Annotated in this window: 15 protein-coding genes; 10 read left to right on the forward strand and 5 right to left on the reverse strand. The window is 68.2% G+C overall.

The window, feature by feature from the left end:
* Positions 1 to 20: 20 nt before the first annotated feature.
* Positions 21 to 1142, forward strand: coding sequence for a glycosyltransferase family 4 protein (locus ACZLIB_RS20405; protein WP_478468571.1), 1122 nt, complete (start codon positions 21 to 23; stop codon positions 1140 to 1142).
* 18 nt (positions 1143 to 1160) lie between these two features.
* Here the strand turns inward: ACZLIB_RS20405 and ACZLIB_RS20410 are convergent, their stop codons facing one another.
* The 4 genes from ACZLIB_RS20410 to def all read right to left on the reverse strand — a co-directional run bounded on the left by ACZLIB_RS20410 (position 1161) and on the right by def (position 5797).
* The gene (locus tag ACZLIB_RS20410; RefSeq protein ID WP_478468572.1) at positions 1161 to 2882 is read right to left on the reverse strand and encodes an ArnT family glycosyltransferase; all 1722 of its coding nucleotides are present in this window, start codon (positions 2880 to 2882) and stop codon (positions 1161 to 1163) included.
* Positions 2883 to 2905: 23 nt separating this feature from the next.
* Complete coding sequence (gene rsmB, locus ACZLIB_RS20415; RefSeq protein ID WP_010481181.1) at positions 2906 to 4237, reverse strand: 16S rRNA (cytosine(967)-C(5))-methyltransferase RsmB; 1332 nt, start codon at positions 4235 to 4237, stop codon at positions 2906 to 2908.
* Between the two features lie 3 nt (positions 4238 to 4240).
* Complete coding sequence (gene fmt / locus ACZLIB_RS20420; protein WP_032128555.1) at positions 4241 to 5164, reverse strand: methionyl-tRNA formyltransferase; 924 nt, start codon at positions 5162 to 5164, stop codon at positions 4241 to 4243.
* A 120-nt stretch (positions 5165 to 5284) separates the two neighbouring features.
* A complete protein-coding gene (gene def, locus ACZLIB_RS20425) occupies positions 5285 to 5797 on the reverse strand; it encodes a peptide deformylase (RefSeq protein WP_008267110.1) in 513 nt (170 codons plus the stop codon).
* A gap of 126 nt (positions 5798 to 5923) precedes the next feature.
* Between def and ACZLIB_RS20430 the strand changes: the two genes are divergently transcribed.
* The 9 genes from ACZLIB_RS20430 to ACZLIB_RS20470 all read left to right on the forward strand — a co-directional run bounded on the left by ACZLIB_RS20430 (position 5924) and on the right by ACZLIB_RS20470 (position 15524).
* Entirely contained in the window at positions 5924 to 7057 is a 1134-nt protein-coding gene (locus ACZLIB_RS20430; protein WP_032128553.1) for a LysM peptidoglycan-binding domain-containing protein, read from the forward strand.
* Positions 7058 to 7187: 130 nt separating this feature from the next.
* Positions 7188 to 8315, forward strand: a complete 1128-nt coding sequence (gene dprA / locus ACZLIB_RS20435; protein ID WP_478468573.1) for a DNA-processing protein DprA — start codon at positions 7188 to 7190, stop codon at positions 8313 to 8315.
* 43 nt (positions 8316 to 8358) lie between these two features.
* Complete coding sequence (locus tag ACZLIB_RS20440) at positions 8359 to 8832, forward strand: DUF494 family protein (RefSeq protein ID WP_005411195.1); 474 nt, start codon at positions 8359 to 8361, stop codon at positions 8830 to 8832.
* Between the two features lie 39 nt (positions 8833 to 8871).
* Entirely contained in the window at positions 8872 to 9630 is a 759-nt protein-coding gene (locus ACZLIB_RS20445) for a pilin (protein WP_182266763.1), read from the forward strand.
* A 49-nt stretch (positions 9631 to 9679) separates the two neighbouring features.
* The gene (locus ACZLIB_RS20450) at positions 9680 to 10612 is read left to right on the forward strand and encodes an RDD family protein (protein WP_132810846.1); all 933 of its coding nucleotides are present in this window, start codon (positions 9680 to 9682) and stop codon (positions 10610 to 10612) included.
* A 192-nt stretch (positions 10613 to 10804) separates the two neighbouring features.
* Positions 10805 to 13291 carry a DNA topoisomerase I gene (locus tag ACZLIB_RS20455; protein WP_478468576.1) on the forward strand — a complete coding sequence of 829 codons (2487 nt, stop codon included), beginning with the start codon at positions 10805 to 10807 and terminating at the stop codon, positions 13289 to 13291.
* 139 nt (positions 13292 to 13430) lie between these two features.
* Positions 13431 to 14021 carry an L-threonylcarbamoyladenylate synthase type 1 TsaC gene (tsaC, locus tag ACZLIB_RS20460; protein WP_019338925.1) on the forward strand — a complete coding sequence of 197 codons (591 nt, stop codon included), beginning with the start codon at positions 13431 to 13433 and terminating at the stop codon, positions 14019 to 14021.
* 43 nt (positions 14022 to 14064) lie between these two features.
* A complete protein-coding gene (locus tag ACZLIB_RS20465; protein ID WP_478468577.1) occupies positions 14065 to 14742 on the forward strand; it encodes a DUF4124 domain-containing protein in 678 nt (225 codons plus the stop codon).
* A 35-nt stretch (positions 14743 to 14777) separates the two neighbouring features.
* Positions 14778 to 15524, forward strand: a complete 747-nt coding sequence (locus ACZLIB_RS20470; protein WP_478468578.1) for a hypothetical protein — start codon at positions 14778 to 14780, stop codon at positions 15522 to 15524.
* Between the two features lie 93 nt (positions 15525 to 15617).
* Here the strand turns inward: ACZLIB_RS20470 and ACZLIB_RS20475 are convergent, their stop codons facing one another.
* Complete coding sequence (locus ACZLIB_RS20475) at positions 15618 to 16394, reverse strand: SDR family oxidoreductase (RefSeq protein ID WP_010481164.1); 777 nt, start codon at positions 16392 to 16394, stop codon at positions 15618 to 15620.
* Positions 16395 to 16472 lie beyond the last annotated feature (78 nt).

Raw genomic sequence — 16472 nt, forward strand, 5'->3', positions numbered from 1 at the left:
GCGTTGCCTGAAGACCCCCCATGAAAATCCTGTACACCAACTTCCACTACGGCGACGGTGGCGGCCACACCACGTACATCGTCTCGCTGGCGCGTGCGCTGCACGGCCAGCACACGCTCCACGTCGCCGCGCCGGCCGACAGCCGCCTGCTGCGGACCATGGCCGATGAAGGCATTGCCCGCACACTGCCGATTGCGTTCGGCAGCGGCCTGCCAACGCTGCCCCGGCAGCTGGCCGAACAGCGCGCGCTGCGCAGGCTGGTCCACGATGAAGGCATCAACCTGATCCATGTCAACGGTGCACGCGACCACCGCTTCGTGATGCAGGGGCTGCTGGGCATGCGCCGCCCGCCGATCGTGCTGACCAAGCACAACAGCAAACCCACCAATACCTTTGGCAATGCGCTGCGCGCACGCTGGGCCACCGATCGGCTGATCGCGGTCTCGGCCGACACCAAGCGCCTGCTGGAACAGGGCCCGTACCGTCGCTGCCCGATCGACGTCGTCCGCAACGGCGTGGACCTCGAGCGTTACTCGCCACAGCCGGCCGGCACCGGTTGCGCGCTGCGCCAGCAATGGACGCAGGATCCACAGGCGCTGGTGCTGGTCAGCAACGCCGGCACCGACGATTACAAAGGCTGGATCGACCTGGCCAAGGCCATCGCGCGGCTACCCGATGCGGTGCGTCCGCACGTGCACATGGCCGTGGCCGGCCACCTGCCCAGCGCGCAGCAGCGCGAACAGGTGCAGGCGCTGGGCGAGGTGGCCGCGCAGGTGCACTTCACCGGCCTGCTGGCCGATACCCGCGTCCTGATCGCGGCCGGCGATGCTGGTTTCGTACTGTCCCATGACGTCGAGACGATCTCCTTCGCCTGCCGCGAGATGATGGCCAGCGCCAAGCCGATGCTGGTCAGCGACTACGCAGGCCTGCCGGAGAACATCGAACAAGGCGTCGATGGCTGGGTGGTTGCCACACGCGACATCGACGCCATCGCCGCCCAGGTACAGGCGCTGTACGCACAGCGCGATGCGCTGCCGGAACAGGGCCGCGCAGCACGCCGCCATGCACAGCGGGAGTTCGGCCTGCAGACATTCGCCGACGCCACGCTGGCCAGCTACCACGCCGCCCTGGCCAGCACCTGAGCCACGCTCCGCGAACGCTCAATCGGTGATGCCGGGCCCCTGCAGGCGGCGCTCGTGCTCGAGTTCCGCCACTGACGGCCGGCAGTCGCCGGCGACCGCATCGGCAGGCACCAGCCACCAGCGGCGACGATTGGAAATGCCCGCCATCTCGGCCCGCGCACGATCGATGCAGGCCTGCATCGCATCCTCGTTCACCAGCAGCCAGCGTTGCTGCGGAACCAGCCGCTGCCAGCGCACGGCCGCCTGCAGCTGTTGATGCCAACGTGCTTCGAATCCAAAGGTGGCCGCCGGGCGATCGGCCATCAGCAGGTTCTGCTCTTTCCATGCCACCAGTCCCAGCTCGGCCTGCGGGCCGATGCGTGCACTCACTTCACGCATCAGGCCACGGGCCGAGCTGGAGTCGTTCAACACCGGATAACCGACCAGGCTGTACAGCACCCAGACTCCTGCCAGGGTAGAGACCAGGGCAACGTGCCGACGCTGGCGCCCGCACACCCACAGGCTCAACGCCGACCAGACCGCCATCGCCAGCGCCGCCCAGGCCAGCGCATCGGTGGCACCAGGAAGCAACCCGCGGCCATGGGTAAGGCGCACTTCGAAATCCGGGTCACCCAGCAGCGCCAGCGCACCGACCAGCCCCAGCGCCAGTGCCAGCAACGCGGTGAATGCGCCCAGCAGGCGCTGCACATCGCGTCGCCTCAGCAGCCCGGGCAGCAACGGCGCCAACGCCAGGCAGAACATCGGCAATGCCGGCAGGATGTAGACGTCGCGCTTGCCGTGCGGAAGGGAGAAGAACAGCACGACCAGCAGCCACCAGGCCAACGGCAGCAGGTAGCGCGCATCGCGCCGGCGCAGCCGCCGGAACCAGGCCGGAAGCGCCCAGGGCAGCAGCAGGAACGCGGGAATCCACATCGACGGCATGATCGCCAGGAAGTACCACCACGGCTGGTGATGGTCCCAGGACTGCGTATAGCGCCGCGCGGTCTGCCGGAACAGGATGTCGTCCATGTAGGCGCGGTACGGTTCCGAACCGGTGGCGAAGCCTGCCAGCAGCATCGGCGCCAGCCACAACGACACCGCCAGCAGGAAGGCCAACGGTGCCAGCCAGAAACGCAGGTCGCGCACGTGCAGGTGTACCCGCGGCCAGTGCAGCACGGATGCGACTGCCGCCGGCGCGATCATCATCAGCGCCAGCACGCCTACGCCCTTGGTGATCACACCGATGCCGGCAAAGAACCAGCCCAGCCACCACCAGCGCCAGGCCGGACCCAGCAGCAGATGGCGCAGCAGGCCGTAGTTGGCCAGGGTGATGAACAGCACCACCAGCGGATCGATCTGCGCCTTCTTCGCCTGGAAGGTGAAGTGCAGCGCGAACAGCAGTGCCCAGCCCGCGTACAGCCCCACCTGCCGCGTCCACAGGCGGCGGCCGAGATCGACCACGCACCACAGCGTGCCCAGCGCGGCCAGCAGCGAGGGCAGCAGGAACGCCACCCGCCAGTGGCCGACCAGGCTGTACATCGCCGCCTGCAACCACATCAGCATCGGCGGCTTGTCCGAATAGAGCTCGGGGCCGCGATGCGGGAACAACCAGTAGCCACTGTCGACCATCTGCTTGGCCACCAGCGCGAAACGTGGCTCGTCCGAGGGCCACGGATCACGGAGGCCCAGGCCGGCCCCCAGCACCAGCAGGGCCATCACCACCAACAACCACGTCTGGCGCGACGCGTGGGTTTTCAGCATGGGACTCGAAACGGCAGCGGGGGTCAGGCTGCTTTTAACAGACGCGCGTAGAAGAAACCGTCAGCATCGTTTTCACCCGGCAGCCGCTGGCGCGCCACCCCTTCGCAATCCACGCCGAATGCATCGCCCAGCGGCTGCGCCACGGCATCCGGATGCCACTTCAGGAATGCGCGCACCTGATCGATGTTCTCGGCGCGCAGGATCGAACAGGTGGCATACAACAGCACGCCGCCCGGGCGCAGCATCGACCAGCAGGCTTCCAGCAGGCGCGCCTGCACGCCGACCAGTGCATCGATGTCTTCGGCGCGACGGTGGAACATCACATCCGGCTGGCGGCGGATCACGCCGGTCGCCGAGCACGGCGCATCAAGCAGGATCGCGTCGAACGGCACGCCATCCCACCAGGCGCCCGGATCACTGGCATCTGCCGCCAGGGTCTGCGCATGCTCGCCCACGCCGGTACGGGTGTAGGTATCGCGTGCACGGGCCAGGCGGCGCGCGTCGATATCCAGCGCCAGCAGGCGCAGGCTGGGGTCGCGCTCGAGCAGGTGCGCCGACTTGCCGCCGGGGGCCGCACAAGCGTCCAGCACGCGGGCACCTGCCACCGGGGCCAGCGCATCGGCGGCACACTGCGCCGACAGGTCCTGCACCGAGATCGCGCCCTCGGCGAAGCCGGGCAGCTGATTCACGGCAACCGGAGAGGCCAGGCGCAACGCGTCGGCACTGAGCGGACTGGCTTCTGCGGCAATGCCGGCTTCGGCCAGCGCGGCCAGTGCCTTGTCACGACCGCCCTGCTGGCGGTTGGCGCGCAGCCACAGGGGCGCCGGTTGCAGGCTGGCACTGAAGATCGCGTCGGCCTGTGCCGGCCAATCGCGTTCCACCGCATCGGCCAGCCATTCCGGGAAGGCATCGCGCGCTGGCTGCTCCGGGAAACCTTCGCGCTGCGCGCGGCGCAGGATCGCATTGACCAGGCCCGCCTGGCGCTCACGGCCCAGTGCACGCGCGGCATCGACGGTGGCCGACAGCGCCGCGTGCGCCGGCAGCTCCAGCACGTCCAGCTGGGCGAACCCGACCATCAGCAGCGTGCGCAGATCGGCATCACGCGCCGACAGCGGCTTCTGCATCCACGACTGCAGCGCCGCGTCATAGGTGCTGCGGCGGCGCAGGACGGCGAAACACAGGGCTTCCAGCAGCGCGCGGTCGCGGCTGTCGGCCAGCTTCGGCAGCGCCCAGGCCAGTTCGGCCTTCAGCGAACGGCCACGGGTGAACACCTGTGCCAGCACACGTGCGGCCAGCATGCGCGTGGCCGCGCCCGGCGCCGCCTTGGCGACGGAGAAATCGTTCTGCTTCGACACCGCTTATGCCCCCACGCGCAGATCGCGGCGGGCGTTGAGGTAGTCGGCCGCAGTAATCGCCTTGCCACCTTCCCGCTGCAGCACACGCAGGCGCAGTGCGCCCTGGCCACAGGCGATGTCGATGCCATCGCGGCTGGCCGCCAGCACCGTGCCCGGCGCCTGGCCGTGGGCCTCATCCAGCGCCACCGCGCCATGGATGCGCACCCGCTCGCCAGCCAGCGTCGCCTCGGCGATCGGCCACGGATTGAAGGCGCGCACGGTGCGTGCCAGCGCCCCTGCATCCAGCGCCCAGTCCAGACGGGCCTCGGCCTTGTCCAGCTTGTGCGCATAGGTCACGCCCTGCTCCGGCTGCGGCCGCGCGATCGGCTTGATGCCGGCCCGCAGCAGGCCCAGGCCGTCGGACAGCACCTGCGCGCCCAGTTCCGCCAGCTTGTCATGCAGCTGGCCACCGGTATCGGTGGCCGCGATCGGCAGCTCCTGGTGCAGCAGCACCGGGCCGGTATCCAGGCCGGCCTCCATCTGCATCAGGCAGACGCCGGTCTTTGCATCGCCGGCCTGGATCGCGCGCTGGATCGGCGCGGCACCGCGCCAGCGCGGCAGCAGCGAGGCATGCACGTTCCAGCAACCGTGGGTCGGAATGGCCAGCACCGCCTTGGGCAGGATCAGGCCATAGGCCACCACCACCATCAGGTCCGGCTGCAGGTCGCGCAGCTGCTGCTGGGCGGCTTCATCCTTCAGCGATTCGGGCTGGTAGACCGGAATGCCACGGGCCACGGCTTCAAGCTTGACCGGCGACGGCGCCAGGCCACGGCCACGGCCGGCCGGACGATCAGGCTGGGTGTAGACGGCCACGACCTCATGGTGGCGCGCCGCCGCGCGCAGCGACGACACCGCGAATTCCGGCGTACCGGCAAAGACAATCCTCATGGCTACCCCACTTGCAGGATGGATTCGTGCAGGAAAGAAAACGGCGCCGTCGGCCGGCGCCGTACAGCCCGCGCGCGTCGCGCAGGCACGGGCCACCCGAAGGGCGGCCCGGATTGGCGATCACGCCACGTGCTTGCGCTGCTTGGCCAGCTTCTTGCGCACCATCTCGCGCTTGAGCGGCGACAGATAGTCGATGAACAGCTTGCCGTCCAGGTGATCCATCTCGTGCTGGATGCAGGTGGCCAGCACTTCGCCGGCTTCCAGCTGCTGTTCCTGGCCGTTGCGGTCCAGGTACTTCACGGTGATGGTATCGGCGCGGGTCACGTCGGCGAAGATGCCCGGAACCGACAGGCAGCCCTCCTGATACACCCGGCCTCCGTCCTTGGCGACGATTTCCGGGTTGATGAACACATGCGGTTCATTCTTTTCTTCGCTGACGTCGATGACCATGAAGCGCTTGTGCACGTCCACCTGGGTGGCGGCCAGGCCGATGCCCGGGGCGTCGTACATGGTCAGGAACATGTTGTCGATCAGTTCCTGGAAGGCCGGCGTGGTGACTTCGGCGGCTTCGATCAACGCAGCCTTGGTACGCAGGCGCGGATCGGGGAACTCGAGAATGGGGAGAAGGGCCATGGCTGTTTCCGGATAGGGGGCCGGCACGCCGGCATACGTCGCAGATTCTAGCTCCAACGCTTGCCTTGCGCCCCGGTTTCTGGACTATAGTGCGCGGACCTGTTGGGGAATCAGGGCTTCACACCTATGTTGCTTCGTTTTCGTACGGTCGTCGCCGCGGCGATGCTGACCGTGGCTGCCTATGCTACCGCCGTGGAAGTGAATGGCGGGCACCCGGACACCTATGTGGTCCGAAAAGGGGATACGTTGTGGGATATCGCCGCACGTTTCCTGCAGAAGCCGTGGCTGTGGCCGGAGATCTGGCAGGCCAATCCGCAGATCGCCAATCCGCACCTGATCTATCCCGGTGACGTGCTCAGCCTGGCCTATCTGGACCGGGTGACCGTCGCTGCCAAGCCCGGCCCGCGCCAGGAAGCCCCGATCGATGCCATTCCGCTGGCCCAGGTCGAGCCGTTCCTGAAGCAGCTGAGCGTGGTCGACAGCATCGAGCAGCTACCCTACGTGGCCGGCCTGGAAGAAGAACGCCTGCGCGTCACCAGCGGCAGTGCGGTCTACGTGCGCCTGGCCGACGCCCAGCTGGGCCAGCGCTGGGCCGTGGTCCGCCCGACCGTGCGCTACGCCCAGCCCAAGCCGACCGAGGACCTGACCGCCAACGGCGACGTCACCCCCGGCAGCGGCAACCTGTGGCGGGCCTACAACGCCCCCAACCACCGCCGCGGCATACTCGGCTATGAGCTGGCCCAGGTCGCCACCGGCACCATCACCCATGTCGCCGGCGGCAAGGTCGAGGCGTCCACCCTGGTGCTGGACAAGAACGAAGGCGGCCGCGAGGTGCGTGCCGGCGACCGCCTGGTCCCGGTCGAGGCCAAGCCGTACGACCTGCAGTTCGTCCCCCATGTCCCGGCCGCCGGTGTCGAGGGCGTCGATGTGCGCGTGCTGGCCGTCACCGACATGTTCACCGCCGCTGGCCCGCGCGATGTGATCGCGATTTCCGCAGGTCGCGCCCAGGGCGTGGACAACGGCACCGTGTTCTCGCTGTGGCGCCCGGGCCGCCACGTGGCGCACCGCATGAAGTATCCCACCTCGTCGCGCATGGACGATTCGCTCAGCACCGGCGCCGGCCGGGTTTCGCTGCCGGACGAATACGCCGCGCACGCCATGGTGTTCCGTACCTTCGACAACGTCAGCTACGCGCTGGTGATGCAGGGCGTGAAGCCGGTACGTGTGGGGTTCAACGCACTGCACCCGGACGCGAAGTAACCAGTCCCGGGGTGCCCGGCCACTGCAGGTAGTGCCGGCCGCTGGCCGGCAGGCACCTCCGGCAAAACCTGACAGCCACATGCGAAGGCGCCCTAGGGCGCCTTTGTTGTATGCGCTCGATAGTGGGGGGATGACCAACCAAGCTGACGAGGCGCTGCTGCGCCTGTTGATGGCAGGCGGCGCGCTGGCGCCACGGCGGGCCCTGCTGCAGGCCGCAGGCAGCGCGGAGATTGCGATCGCGCAGGGCGCCGCGAACTGGCGCGCGCACGGCTGCACGCCCGAGCAGTGCGCCGCGCTGGAACGCCCGGACACCCGGGCCTGGGCCGCGGCACGGCGCTGGCTGCAAGACGACAACCAGCACCTGCTGGCCTTCACCGATCCGGCATTCCCCCCGCCCCTGCTGGATGTCCCCAACCCACCCCTGGCGCTGTTCATCGCCGGCGACCCCAGCCTGGCCTGGCGCCCGTCGGTGGCGCTGGTCGGCAGCCGCTCGCCGACGCCGGGCGGACGCGCCCTGGCCGCCCGGTTTGCCGGCTGCTTCGTCGAAGCCGGGCTGGCGGTGACCAGCGGCCTGGCGGCAGGCATCGATGCCGCCGCCCACCAGGCCACGCTGGACGCCGGGGGCTGCACCGTGGCGGTGATCGGCACCGGCCCGGACCGGGCCTACCCGGACAGCCACGCCCGGCTGCAGGCCCGCATCGCCGCCGAAGGCGCGGTGCTCAGCGAGTACCTGCCGGGCATACCGGCACGCCCCGGTCACTTTCCAGCCCGCAACCGCCTGGTGGCCGGGCTGGCGCTGGCGACGGTGGTGGTCGAGGCCGCCCAGCGCTCCGGCGCATTGATCACCGCACGCCTGGCCGTCGAGGCCGGCCGCGAGGTCTGTGCCCTGCCCGGTTCGGTACTCAACCCACGCGCCGCGGGCTGCCACCGGTTGATCCGCGAGGGTGCCGCACTGGTCGAGCACCCGGAGGAGGTCCTTGAACTGCTGGCGCCCGCCCTTCGCCAGCAGCTGCCGGGCTTGCAATCACGGCTCGCCACCCCCACTGAACAGGCACCGCCGGTACTCCTGCCGGCGCGCTGGGCCGACGACCCTGACTACCAGTGCTTGTGGCGGGCCCTGGACCACAACCCAAGCGGTATGGATTCACTGATCACGCGCTGTGGATTGACGGCGCCCCAGGTGTCCTCCATGCTGCTGGCCATGGAACTGGCGGGAATCGTGGTGTGCGTACACGGCCGCTACTGTCGAACTCCCTAGTTTCTTCACCTCCACAGCGTCGCGCGACGCAGGCCGAGGGGCAATGAAAGAGAGCATCCTGGACGTACTGCTGTACCTGTTTGAACACTATTTCAGCGAAGATGCGGACCTGATCCGTGACCGCGATTCGCTCCAGAACGGCCTGATCCAGGCCGGTTTCAGCCCAACCGAGATCAACAAGGCATTCGACTGGCTCGATGCCCTGGCCGCGCAGCGGCCGAGCGTGGCCCAGGCACGGGTCGATGGCCCCGTGCGCGTCTACCACGGCCCCGAGCTGGACAAGCTGGACGTGGAATGCCGTGGTTTCCTGCTGTACCTGGAACAGCACGGCATCCTCGACGCCGACCAGCGCGAGCTGGTGCTGGATCGGGCCATGGCCCTGGACCAGGACGAACTGGACCTGGACGACCTGAAGTGGGTCGTGCTGATGGTGCTGTTCAACCAGCCCGGCTCCGAGGCGGCGTACGCCTGGATGGAGACGCAGATGTTCATGGACGAGCCAGAACCCCTGCACTGACCGTACACTTGGGGGCATAGCGCATTCAGGAGCGTCCCCGTGAGCGAGTGGTTCCATGCAGAAGGCAACCGGCAGCAGGGTCCGCTGCCGGCGGAACAGTTGGTCGAGTTGTTCCGCAACAACCAGATCTCCCTGGACACCCTGGTCTGGCGCGACGGCCTGCCGCAATGGCAGCCGTTGCGCACCGTGGTCGACGAACTCGGCCTGATCGTGCCGGCGCTGGACGCTGCCGCACCGCCCGTGGAACCCGAGCCCGAACCGGAACCGGTGGCACCGCCTCCGCCGCAGCCGCCGGTACTGCCGCCGTCCACGCCCTACACCACCAGTGCATCGGCCACCGCCCTGCCGGCGCCGAAGAAGAAGCTGTCCGGCTGCGCCCTGACCGCCATCATCGGCGGCGGCCTGCTGCTGGTGCTGGTCCCGATCGTGGCCATCCTGGCTGCCATCGCGCTGCCCGCCTACAACGACTACACCGTGCGCGCCAAGGTCGCCGGCGCAGTGACCGCGCTGCAGCCGTTGAAGGACCAGGTGCAGCATTTCGCCGATGACGAAGGCCGTTGCCCCGGTGCCAACGACGCCGGCTTCCCGGCCCCGGGTGACTTCGCCCATGCAGGGCTGTCGGCGGTGAACATCGGTCGCTTCAACAATGGCCACTGCGGCATCGAAGCCACCCTGGCGTTGCCCGGCAAGAGCCTCGATGGCGACCTGCTGTGGCTGGAATACGATCGCGACAGCGGCCGCTGGGAATGCAGTGGCGAAAGCAACGACAAGTACCTGCCGCCGACGTGCCGCGGCTGAGCCACGCGCACGCCAGCACCTCCAAGGATGATTCAACAGGGAACATGCAATGACTGAGTGGTACTACGCCGAAGGACAGCAACGCCAGGGCCCGCTGCCGGTCCAGGAGATCCGCCAGCGCTTCCAGCGCGGCCAGCTGAACCTGGACACCCTGGTCTGGCGCGAAGGCATGGCGCAGTGGGCTGCGCTGCGCCAGGTGGTCGACGAACTGGGACTGCAGACACTGGCCGACGCCAGCACGGCCACCGGCAGTGGCGGCTTCGACCTGCGTGGCGACTATGCCGCCATCGACAACGGTACGGCGCCACTGCCTGGCACCGGCGCGCTCAGCAGTTCGCCCTACAGCGCCCCTGCGGCGCTCGGCGGCGGCGGCCATGCCCAGCCGGTGATGGGCGGCGAAGTGGTCTACGCGGGCTTCTGGAAGCGCGTGGCGGCCTACATGATCGACTACTTCGTGCTGGCCATCCCCGGCGGCATCATCGGCGCCATCCTCGGTGTGGTGCTTGGTGCCAGCATGGGTGCGGTGGGCAGCGGCGAATCGGCCATCGAAATCGTGGCCCAGCTGGCCAGTGCCCTGATCAACCTGGCCATCGGCATGGCGTACTACACCTGGTTCCATGCCTCGCAGGGCGGTGCCACGCTGGGCAAGATGGCGGTCGGCATCAAGGTCGTGCGCAGCAATGGCGAGCGCCTGACCAAGGCCCGCGCATTTGGTCGCTACTGGGCCGCGGTGCTCAGCACCTTCACCCTCGGCATCGGTTTCCTGATGGCCGCCTTCACCGAGCGCAAGCAGGGCCTGCACGACATGATCTGCGACACCCTGGTGGTCGACCGCTGGGCCTACACCGACCAGCCGCAGCTGCAGCGCCGGGAGCTGGGCACGGTGACCGTGCTGGTGCTCGTACTGACCGGCCTGCTGTCGCTGGTGGGCCTGGCGCTCATGGTGTTCGCGGTTGGCTTCATCGCCAAGATGGCCTCATGAACGCCATCCTCACGCCTGGCTGCTTGACATGGGCTGGCCGGGCGTGATTCCTCTAATAAGGTGAAACCTGAACGCCCGGCACATTACCGGGCGTTCAGTTTATGGATTTGCCCGTGGCCGCTTCACTAATGCGGCCGTTTGCTCCACCCTAGCGGCCCCTCTCCCCCGGTCCGCCCACAGACCTTTCCTGACATGCCCAAGCACCTGCTCATCGTCGAATCGCCGGCCAAGGCCAAGACGATCAACAAATACCTCGGCAAGGACTACACGGTCCTGGCCTCGTATGGGCACGTGCGCGACCTGATCCCGAAGGAAGGCGCAGTCGACCCGGACAACGGGTTCGCCATGCACTACGACGTGATCGACAAGAACGAAAAGCATGTCGATGCGATCGCCAAGGCCGCCAAGGGCGCCGACGACATCCTGCTGGCGACCGACCCGGATCGCGAGGGTGAAGCGATCAGCTGGCACATCGCCGAGATCCTGAAGGAACGCGGGCTGGTCAAGGACAAGCCGATGCAGCGCGTGGTGTTCACCGAGATCACCCCGCGCGCCATCAAGGAAGCGATCAGCCAGCCGCGCGCGATCGCCAGCGACCTGGTTGACGCCCAGCAGGCGCGCCGCGCGCTGGATTACCTGGTCGGTTTCAACCTGTCGCCGGTGCTGTGGCGCAAGGTCCAGCGCGGCCTGTCCGCCGGCCGCGTGCAGAGCCCGGCGCTGCGCATGATCGTCGAGCGCGAGGAAGAGATCGAAGCCTTCATCGCCCGCGAATACTGGTCGATCGCCGCCGAGTGCGCGCACCCGTCGCAGCACTTCAACGCCAAGCTGATCAAGCTGGACGGGCAGAAGTTCGAACAGTTCACCATCACCGACGGCGACACCGCCGAGGCCGCCCGCCTGCGCATCCAGCAGGCCGCGCAGGGCTCGCTGCATGTCACCGATGTGGCCAGCAAGGAGCGCAAGCGCCGCCCGGCGCCGCCGTTCACCACCTCCACCCTGCAGCAGGAAGCCTCGCGCAAGCTCGGCTTCACCACCCGCAAGACCATGCAGGTGGCGCAGAAGCTGTATGAAGGCGTGGCGATCGGTGACGAAGGCACCGTCGGCCTGATCTCGTACATGCGTACCGACTCGGTGAACCTGTCGCAGGACGCGCTGGCCGAGATCCGCGACGTGATCGCCCGCGACTACGGCATCGCCTCGCTGCCGGACCAGCCGAACACCTACCAGACCAAGTCGAAGAACGCCCAGGAAGCGCACGAAGCGGTGCGCCCGACCTCGGCGCTGCGCACGCCTGCGCAGGTGGCGCGCTACCTGACCGATGACGAGCGCAAGCTGTACGAGCTGATCTGGAAGCGTGCGGTGGCCTGCCAGATGATTCCGGCCACCCTCAACACCGTCAGCGTCGATCTGTCCGCCGGCAGCGAACATGTGTTCCGCGCCAGCGGCACCACCGTGGTGGTGCCCGGCTTCCTGGCCGTGTACGAAGAAGGCAAGGACAACAAGAGCGCCGAGGACGAGGACGAAGGCCGCAAGCTGCCGGCGATGAAGCCCGGCGACCGCGTGCCGCTGGAACGCATCCAGGCCGAACAGCATTTCACCCAGCCGCCGCCGCGCTACACCGAAGCGGCGCTGGTGAAGGCGCTGGAAGAGTACGGCATCGGCCGTCCCTCGACCTACGCCTCGATCATCCAGACCCTGCTGTTCCGCAAGTACGTGGAAATGGAAGGCCGCAGCTTCCGCCCATCCGATGTGGGCCGTGCGGTGTCCAAGTTCCTGTCCAGCCATTTCACCCGGTACGTGGACTACGACTTCACCGCCAAGCTGGAAGACGAGCTCGACGCCGTCTCGCGTGGCGAAGAAGAGTGGATCCCGCTGATGGCCCGCTTCTGGGAGCCGTTCAAGGAGCTGGTGGAAGACAAGAAGGAATCGGTCGACCGTGCCGAGGCCAGTGGCGCGCGCGAGCTCGGCACCGACCCGAAGACCGGCAAGCCGGTCAGCGTGCGCCTGGGCCGCTTCGGGCCCTATGCGGCCATCGGCAGCACCGCCGAGGACGCCGAGGAGAAGCCGAAGTTCGCCTCGCTGCGCCCCGGCCAGTCGATGCACACCATCTCCCTGGAAGACGCGCTGGAACTGTTCCTGATGCCGCGCGCGCTGGGTGAGGACAAGGGCGAGCCGGTCAGCGTCGGCATCGGCCGTTTCGGCCCGTTCGCCAAGCGCGGCAGCACCTATGCCTCGCTGAAGAAGGAAGACGACCCGTACACCATCGACCTGGCCCGTGCCGTGTTCCTGGTCGAAGAGAAGGAAGAGATCGCGCGCAACCGGATCATCAAGGAGTTCGAGGGCAGCGACATCCAGGTGCTGAACGGCCGTTTCGGCCCGTATATCAGCGACGGCAAGATGAACGGCAAGATCCCCAAGGATCGCGAGCCGGCCGCGCTGACCCTGGCCGAAGTGCAGCAGCTGATGGAAGAAACCGGCAAGCCGGTGCGCAAGGGCTTCGGCGCCAAGAAGGCTGCCGCGAAGAAGGCCCCGGCAAAGAAGGCCGCGGTGAAGAAGGAAGCGGCGCCGAAGAAGGCCGCTGCAAAGAAAGCGCCTGCCAAGAAGGCCCCGGCAAAGAAAGCGGTGAAGAAGGCTGCTGCGAAGAAAGCCCCGGCGAAGAAGGCCGCTGCAAAGAAGTAGATCCACGCCATGCGTGGATGAGGGGGCGGACCAACGGTTCGCACCCACCATCAGCAGTCTGTACCTACCGCTGATGCCGGCCAGCGGCCGGCACTACCGGGTGCCAGGGTCCACCCCTTCTGCACGCGGCAGGGGGATAATGAAGGCCCACGCCGGGCCGGTCGCCGCCATGAAAGAACTCACCCTGGACTCTGCTGTCGCCACGCTCCGCGCGGGCGGCGTGATCGCCTACCCGACCGAAGCGGTCTGGGGCCTGGGCTGTGATCCCTCGCACGAAGCTGCGGTGCACATGGTGCTGCGGCTGAAGCAGCGCCCGATCGAGAAAGGCATGATCCTGGTCGCGGCCGAACTGGCGCAGCTGGAAGGCTGGGTGCGGCTGCAGGCGCTGCCCGACGCCCGCCAGCGCGCGGTGCTGGCCAGCTGGCCCGGTGCCAACACCTGGATCCTGCCTGCCGGCCCGCGCGCGCAGCCCTGGGTCACCGGCGAACACAGCGGTATCGCGGTGCGCATCAGCGCGCACCCGCTGGTGGCCGAACTCTGCCGCGCCTGGGGCGGCCCGCTGGTCTCCACCAGCGCCAATCTGGCCGGCGAACCACCGGCACGCAGCCGCGAAGAACTGGACCCGCGCCTGCTGCGCCTGCTCGACGGCATCCTCGATGGGCAGACCGGCGGCCTGGCCCAGCCCACCCCGATCCGCGACGCGCTCAGCGGCAACGTGCTGCGCTCCTGAGCCGGCGATTGCGCTGCTGCGGACAATCACGCACCCTGCCGCCATGACCCTGCTGCGCACCACCTTGAGCCTGTGCCTGCTGCTGCCGTGGACGGCACCCGCGGCCGAGGACGTGCGTGTCTACCGCTGCGTTGCCAGCAACGGTGCCGTCGCCCTGCAGGACAGGCCGTGCAACAGCGGCCGCCAGCAGGTGCGCGACCTGCAGCGCCCGCGCGATCCCGCTCCACGGGTGGTGCGCAGTGATGCCACGCCTCCGCCGCCCAGCGAACCCCCGGTCATCCGCGAGCGCGAAGTCCGCCACGTCTACATCCAGCCGCCGCAGCCGATGTACGAGTGCGTGAGCGAGGACGGACGGCGCTATACCAGCGACAACAACGAAGGCAATCCGCGCTGGGTGCCGCTGTGGACCAGTGTCTGGCTGCCGCACGGCCATCGTGGTCCAGCCTATCCCGGACCACGCCCGGCCATCGGCACGCCGATCGGCGACGGCACGGGTTATCGCCGCCCCTCGATCGGCATGGACGTGCAGGTGCCGGCCGGCAGCGTGCTGGTCCGCGACAGCTGCCATGCGTTGCCACCACAGGAAGTCTGCGCACGGCTGAGTGACCGCCGCTGGGAGCTGGATCGCCGTTACAACAGCGCGCTGCAGAGTGAACGCACCGCCATCAGCAACGAACAGCGCGGTATCGATGCGCGCCTGTCGCGCGATTGCGAACGCTGAGCGCAGCACGCCGTCGCAGCCTGTACGCTGTGCGCATGAACCGAGTGATCTGGCTGCTCCTGGTGCTGCTGCCCGGAAGCGCGTTGGCCGAAGAGGGCGTGATCTACCGCTGTACCTCCAGCAGCAGTGACGTCCCTACCCTGCAGCGCACGCCGTGCGCCACCGGCAGCAAGCAGCAGGTGCTGCGCATCCCCGACCCGGCCAACTCGCAGGCGGCCGCCGCTGCGCCTGTAGTCGCCGAACCTGCATCCGCGCCCGTTGAAACACCCGCGCCGGTGCCGGCCGGACCGGCTGTTGCCCCTGCGGCCCCAGCAAAACCACGACGCGCGGACGAAGGACGCACGATCATGGAAGCAGGCATGGTCGAACACGCAGGAGACGACCAGATCCTCGACAGCGCGACGCTGCGCCGCGATGCCCAGGCCCGCGCCGCGGCAGGTGACGGTCCACCGAAGCCGCCGCTTCCTCCGATCTTCCAGTGCACCGACAGCCAGGGCGGCGGCTACCTGTACGAGTACGAAGCCGCGCCCGGCCGCTGCGAGCTGATGACGGTACAGGGCCTTGGCGGAGTGACGCCGGTGAATGCCGCCAGCTGTGAAGTGGTGCGCGACCACTGCGAAGCGCTTCCCGAAGCGCAGCGCTGCGGTGGTTGGCAGCAGCGCTTCCGCGATACCCGCGGCCGTGAGCGCTTCGCCGCGCCGGAGAACCGCGATACCGCGCGCGGTGAACGCGAGCGGCTGCAGGGTGTGCTGGAGGCCAGCAACTGCCCGGTACCGGGGTGACAGCCACCGGTAGTGCCGGCCGCTGGCCGGCAACCACAGGATCTGCAGATGATTGCAGTTGCCGGCCAGCGGCCAGCACTACCTGCTGAAAGATCAGAACCCGTAGCGCAGGAAACCGCCGTCCACCGCGATGCACTCGCCGGTCACATAGCTGGCCGCCGGCAGGCACAGGAAGCCCACGGCTGCGGCCACTTCCTCCGGCTCGCCGATACGACGCATCGGCGTGCGGTTGATCACTTCCTCGTAGTAGTCCGGGTCCGCCAACGGACCGGACGTGCGCCGCGTGCGGATGTACCACGGCGCCACCGCGTTGACCCGGATGCCATCCTCGGCCCACTCGACGGCCAGGTTGCGGGTCATCTGATGCATCGCCGCCTTGGTCATGCCGTAGACCACGCCGCTGCGCACATGGGTCAGGCCGGACACGCTGCCAACGTTGACGATGGATGACGACGCGTGGCGTGCCAGCAACGGATGTGCATAGCGCGACAGCTCGAAGGCCGAGAACAGGTTGGTCTCGAAGATCTTCCGCCATTCGTCCTCGGAATACTCCGTGGCCGCCTTGGTGACATTGCCGCCGGCGTTGTTGACCAGGATGTGCAGGCCATCACTATGATCCTCCACCCAGTCCAGGATCTGGCGGCGGTCCTCGTCGTCTGAGACATCGGCGGCCAGCGCATGCACCTGCATCTGTGGATACACGTCCAGCAGTTCGTCGCGCGCGGTCTCCAGCATGTCGATATCACGGCCGACGATCATCAGATCGGCGCCGAAGCCAGCCAGTTCATGCGCGATGGCCAGGCCGATGCCGGCGCTGGCGCCGGTGATCAGGGCGGTCTGGCCGTCCAGGCGCCACCGTTGCTGGGTCATGTGTTCTCCCGGGCCGCGCCCGCTGTGTTTCGATGCGGCAAGGATACGCGCTCACGGCCGCCCCCTGCCGAGGATGCG

This window comes from Stenotrophomonas sp. 220_Sma (assembly GCF_056487375.1).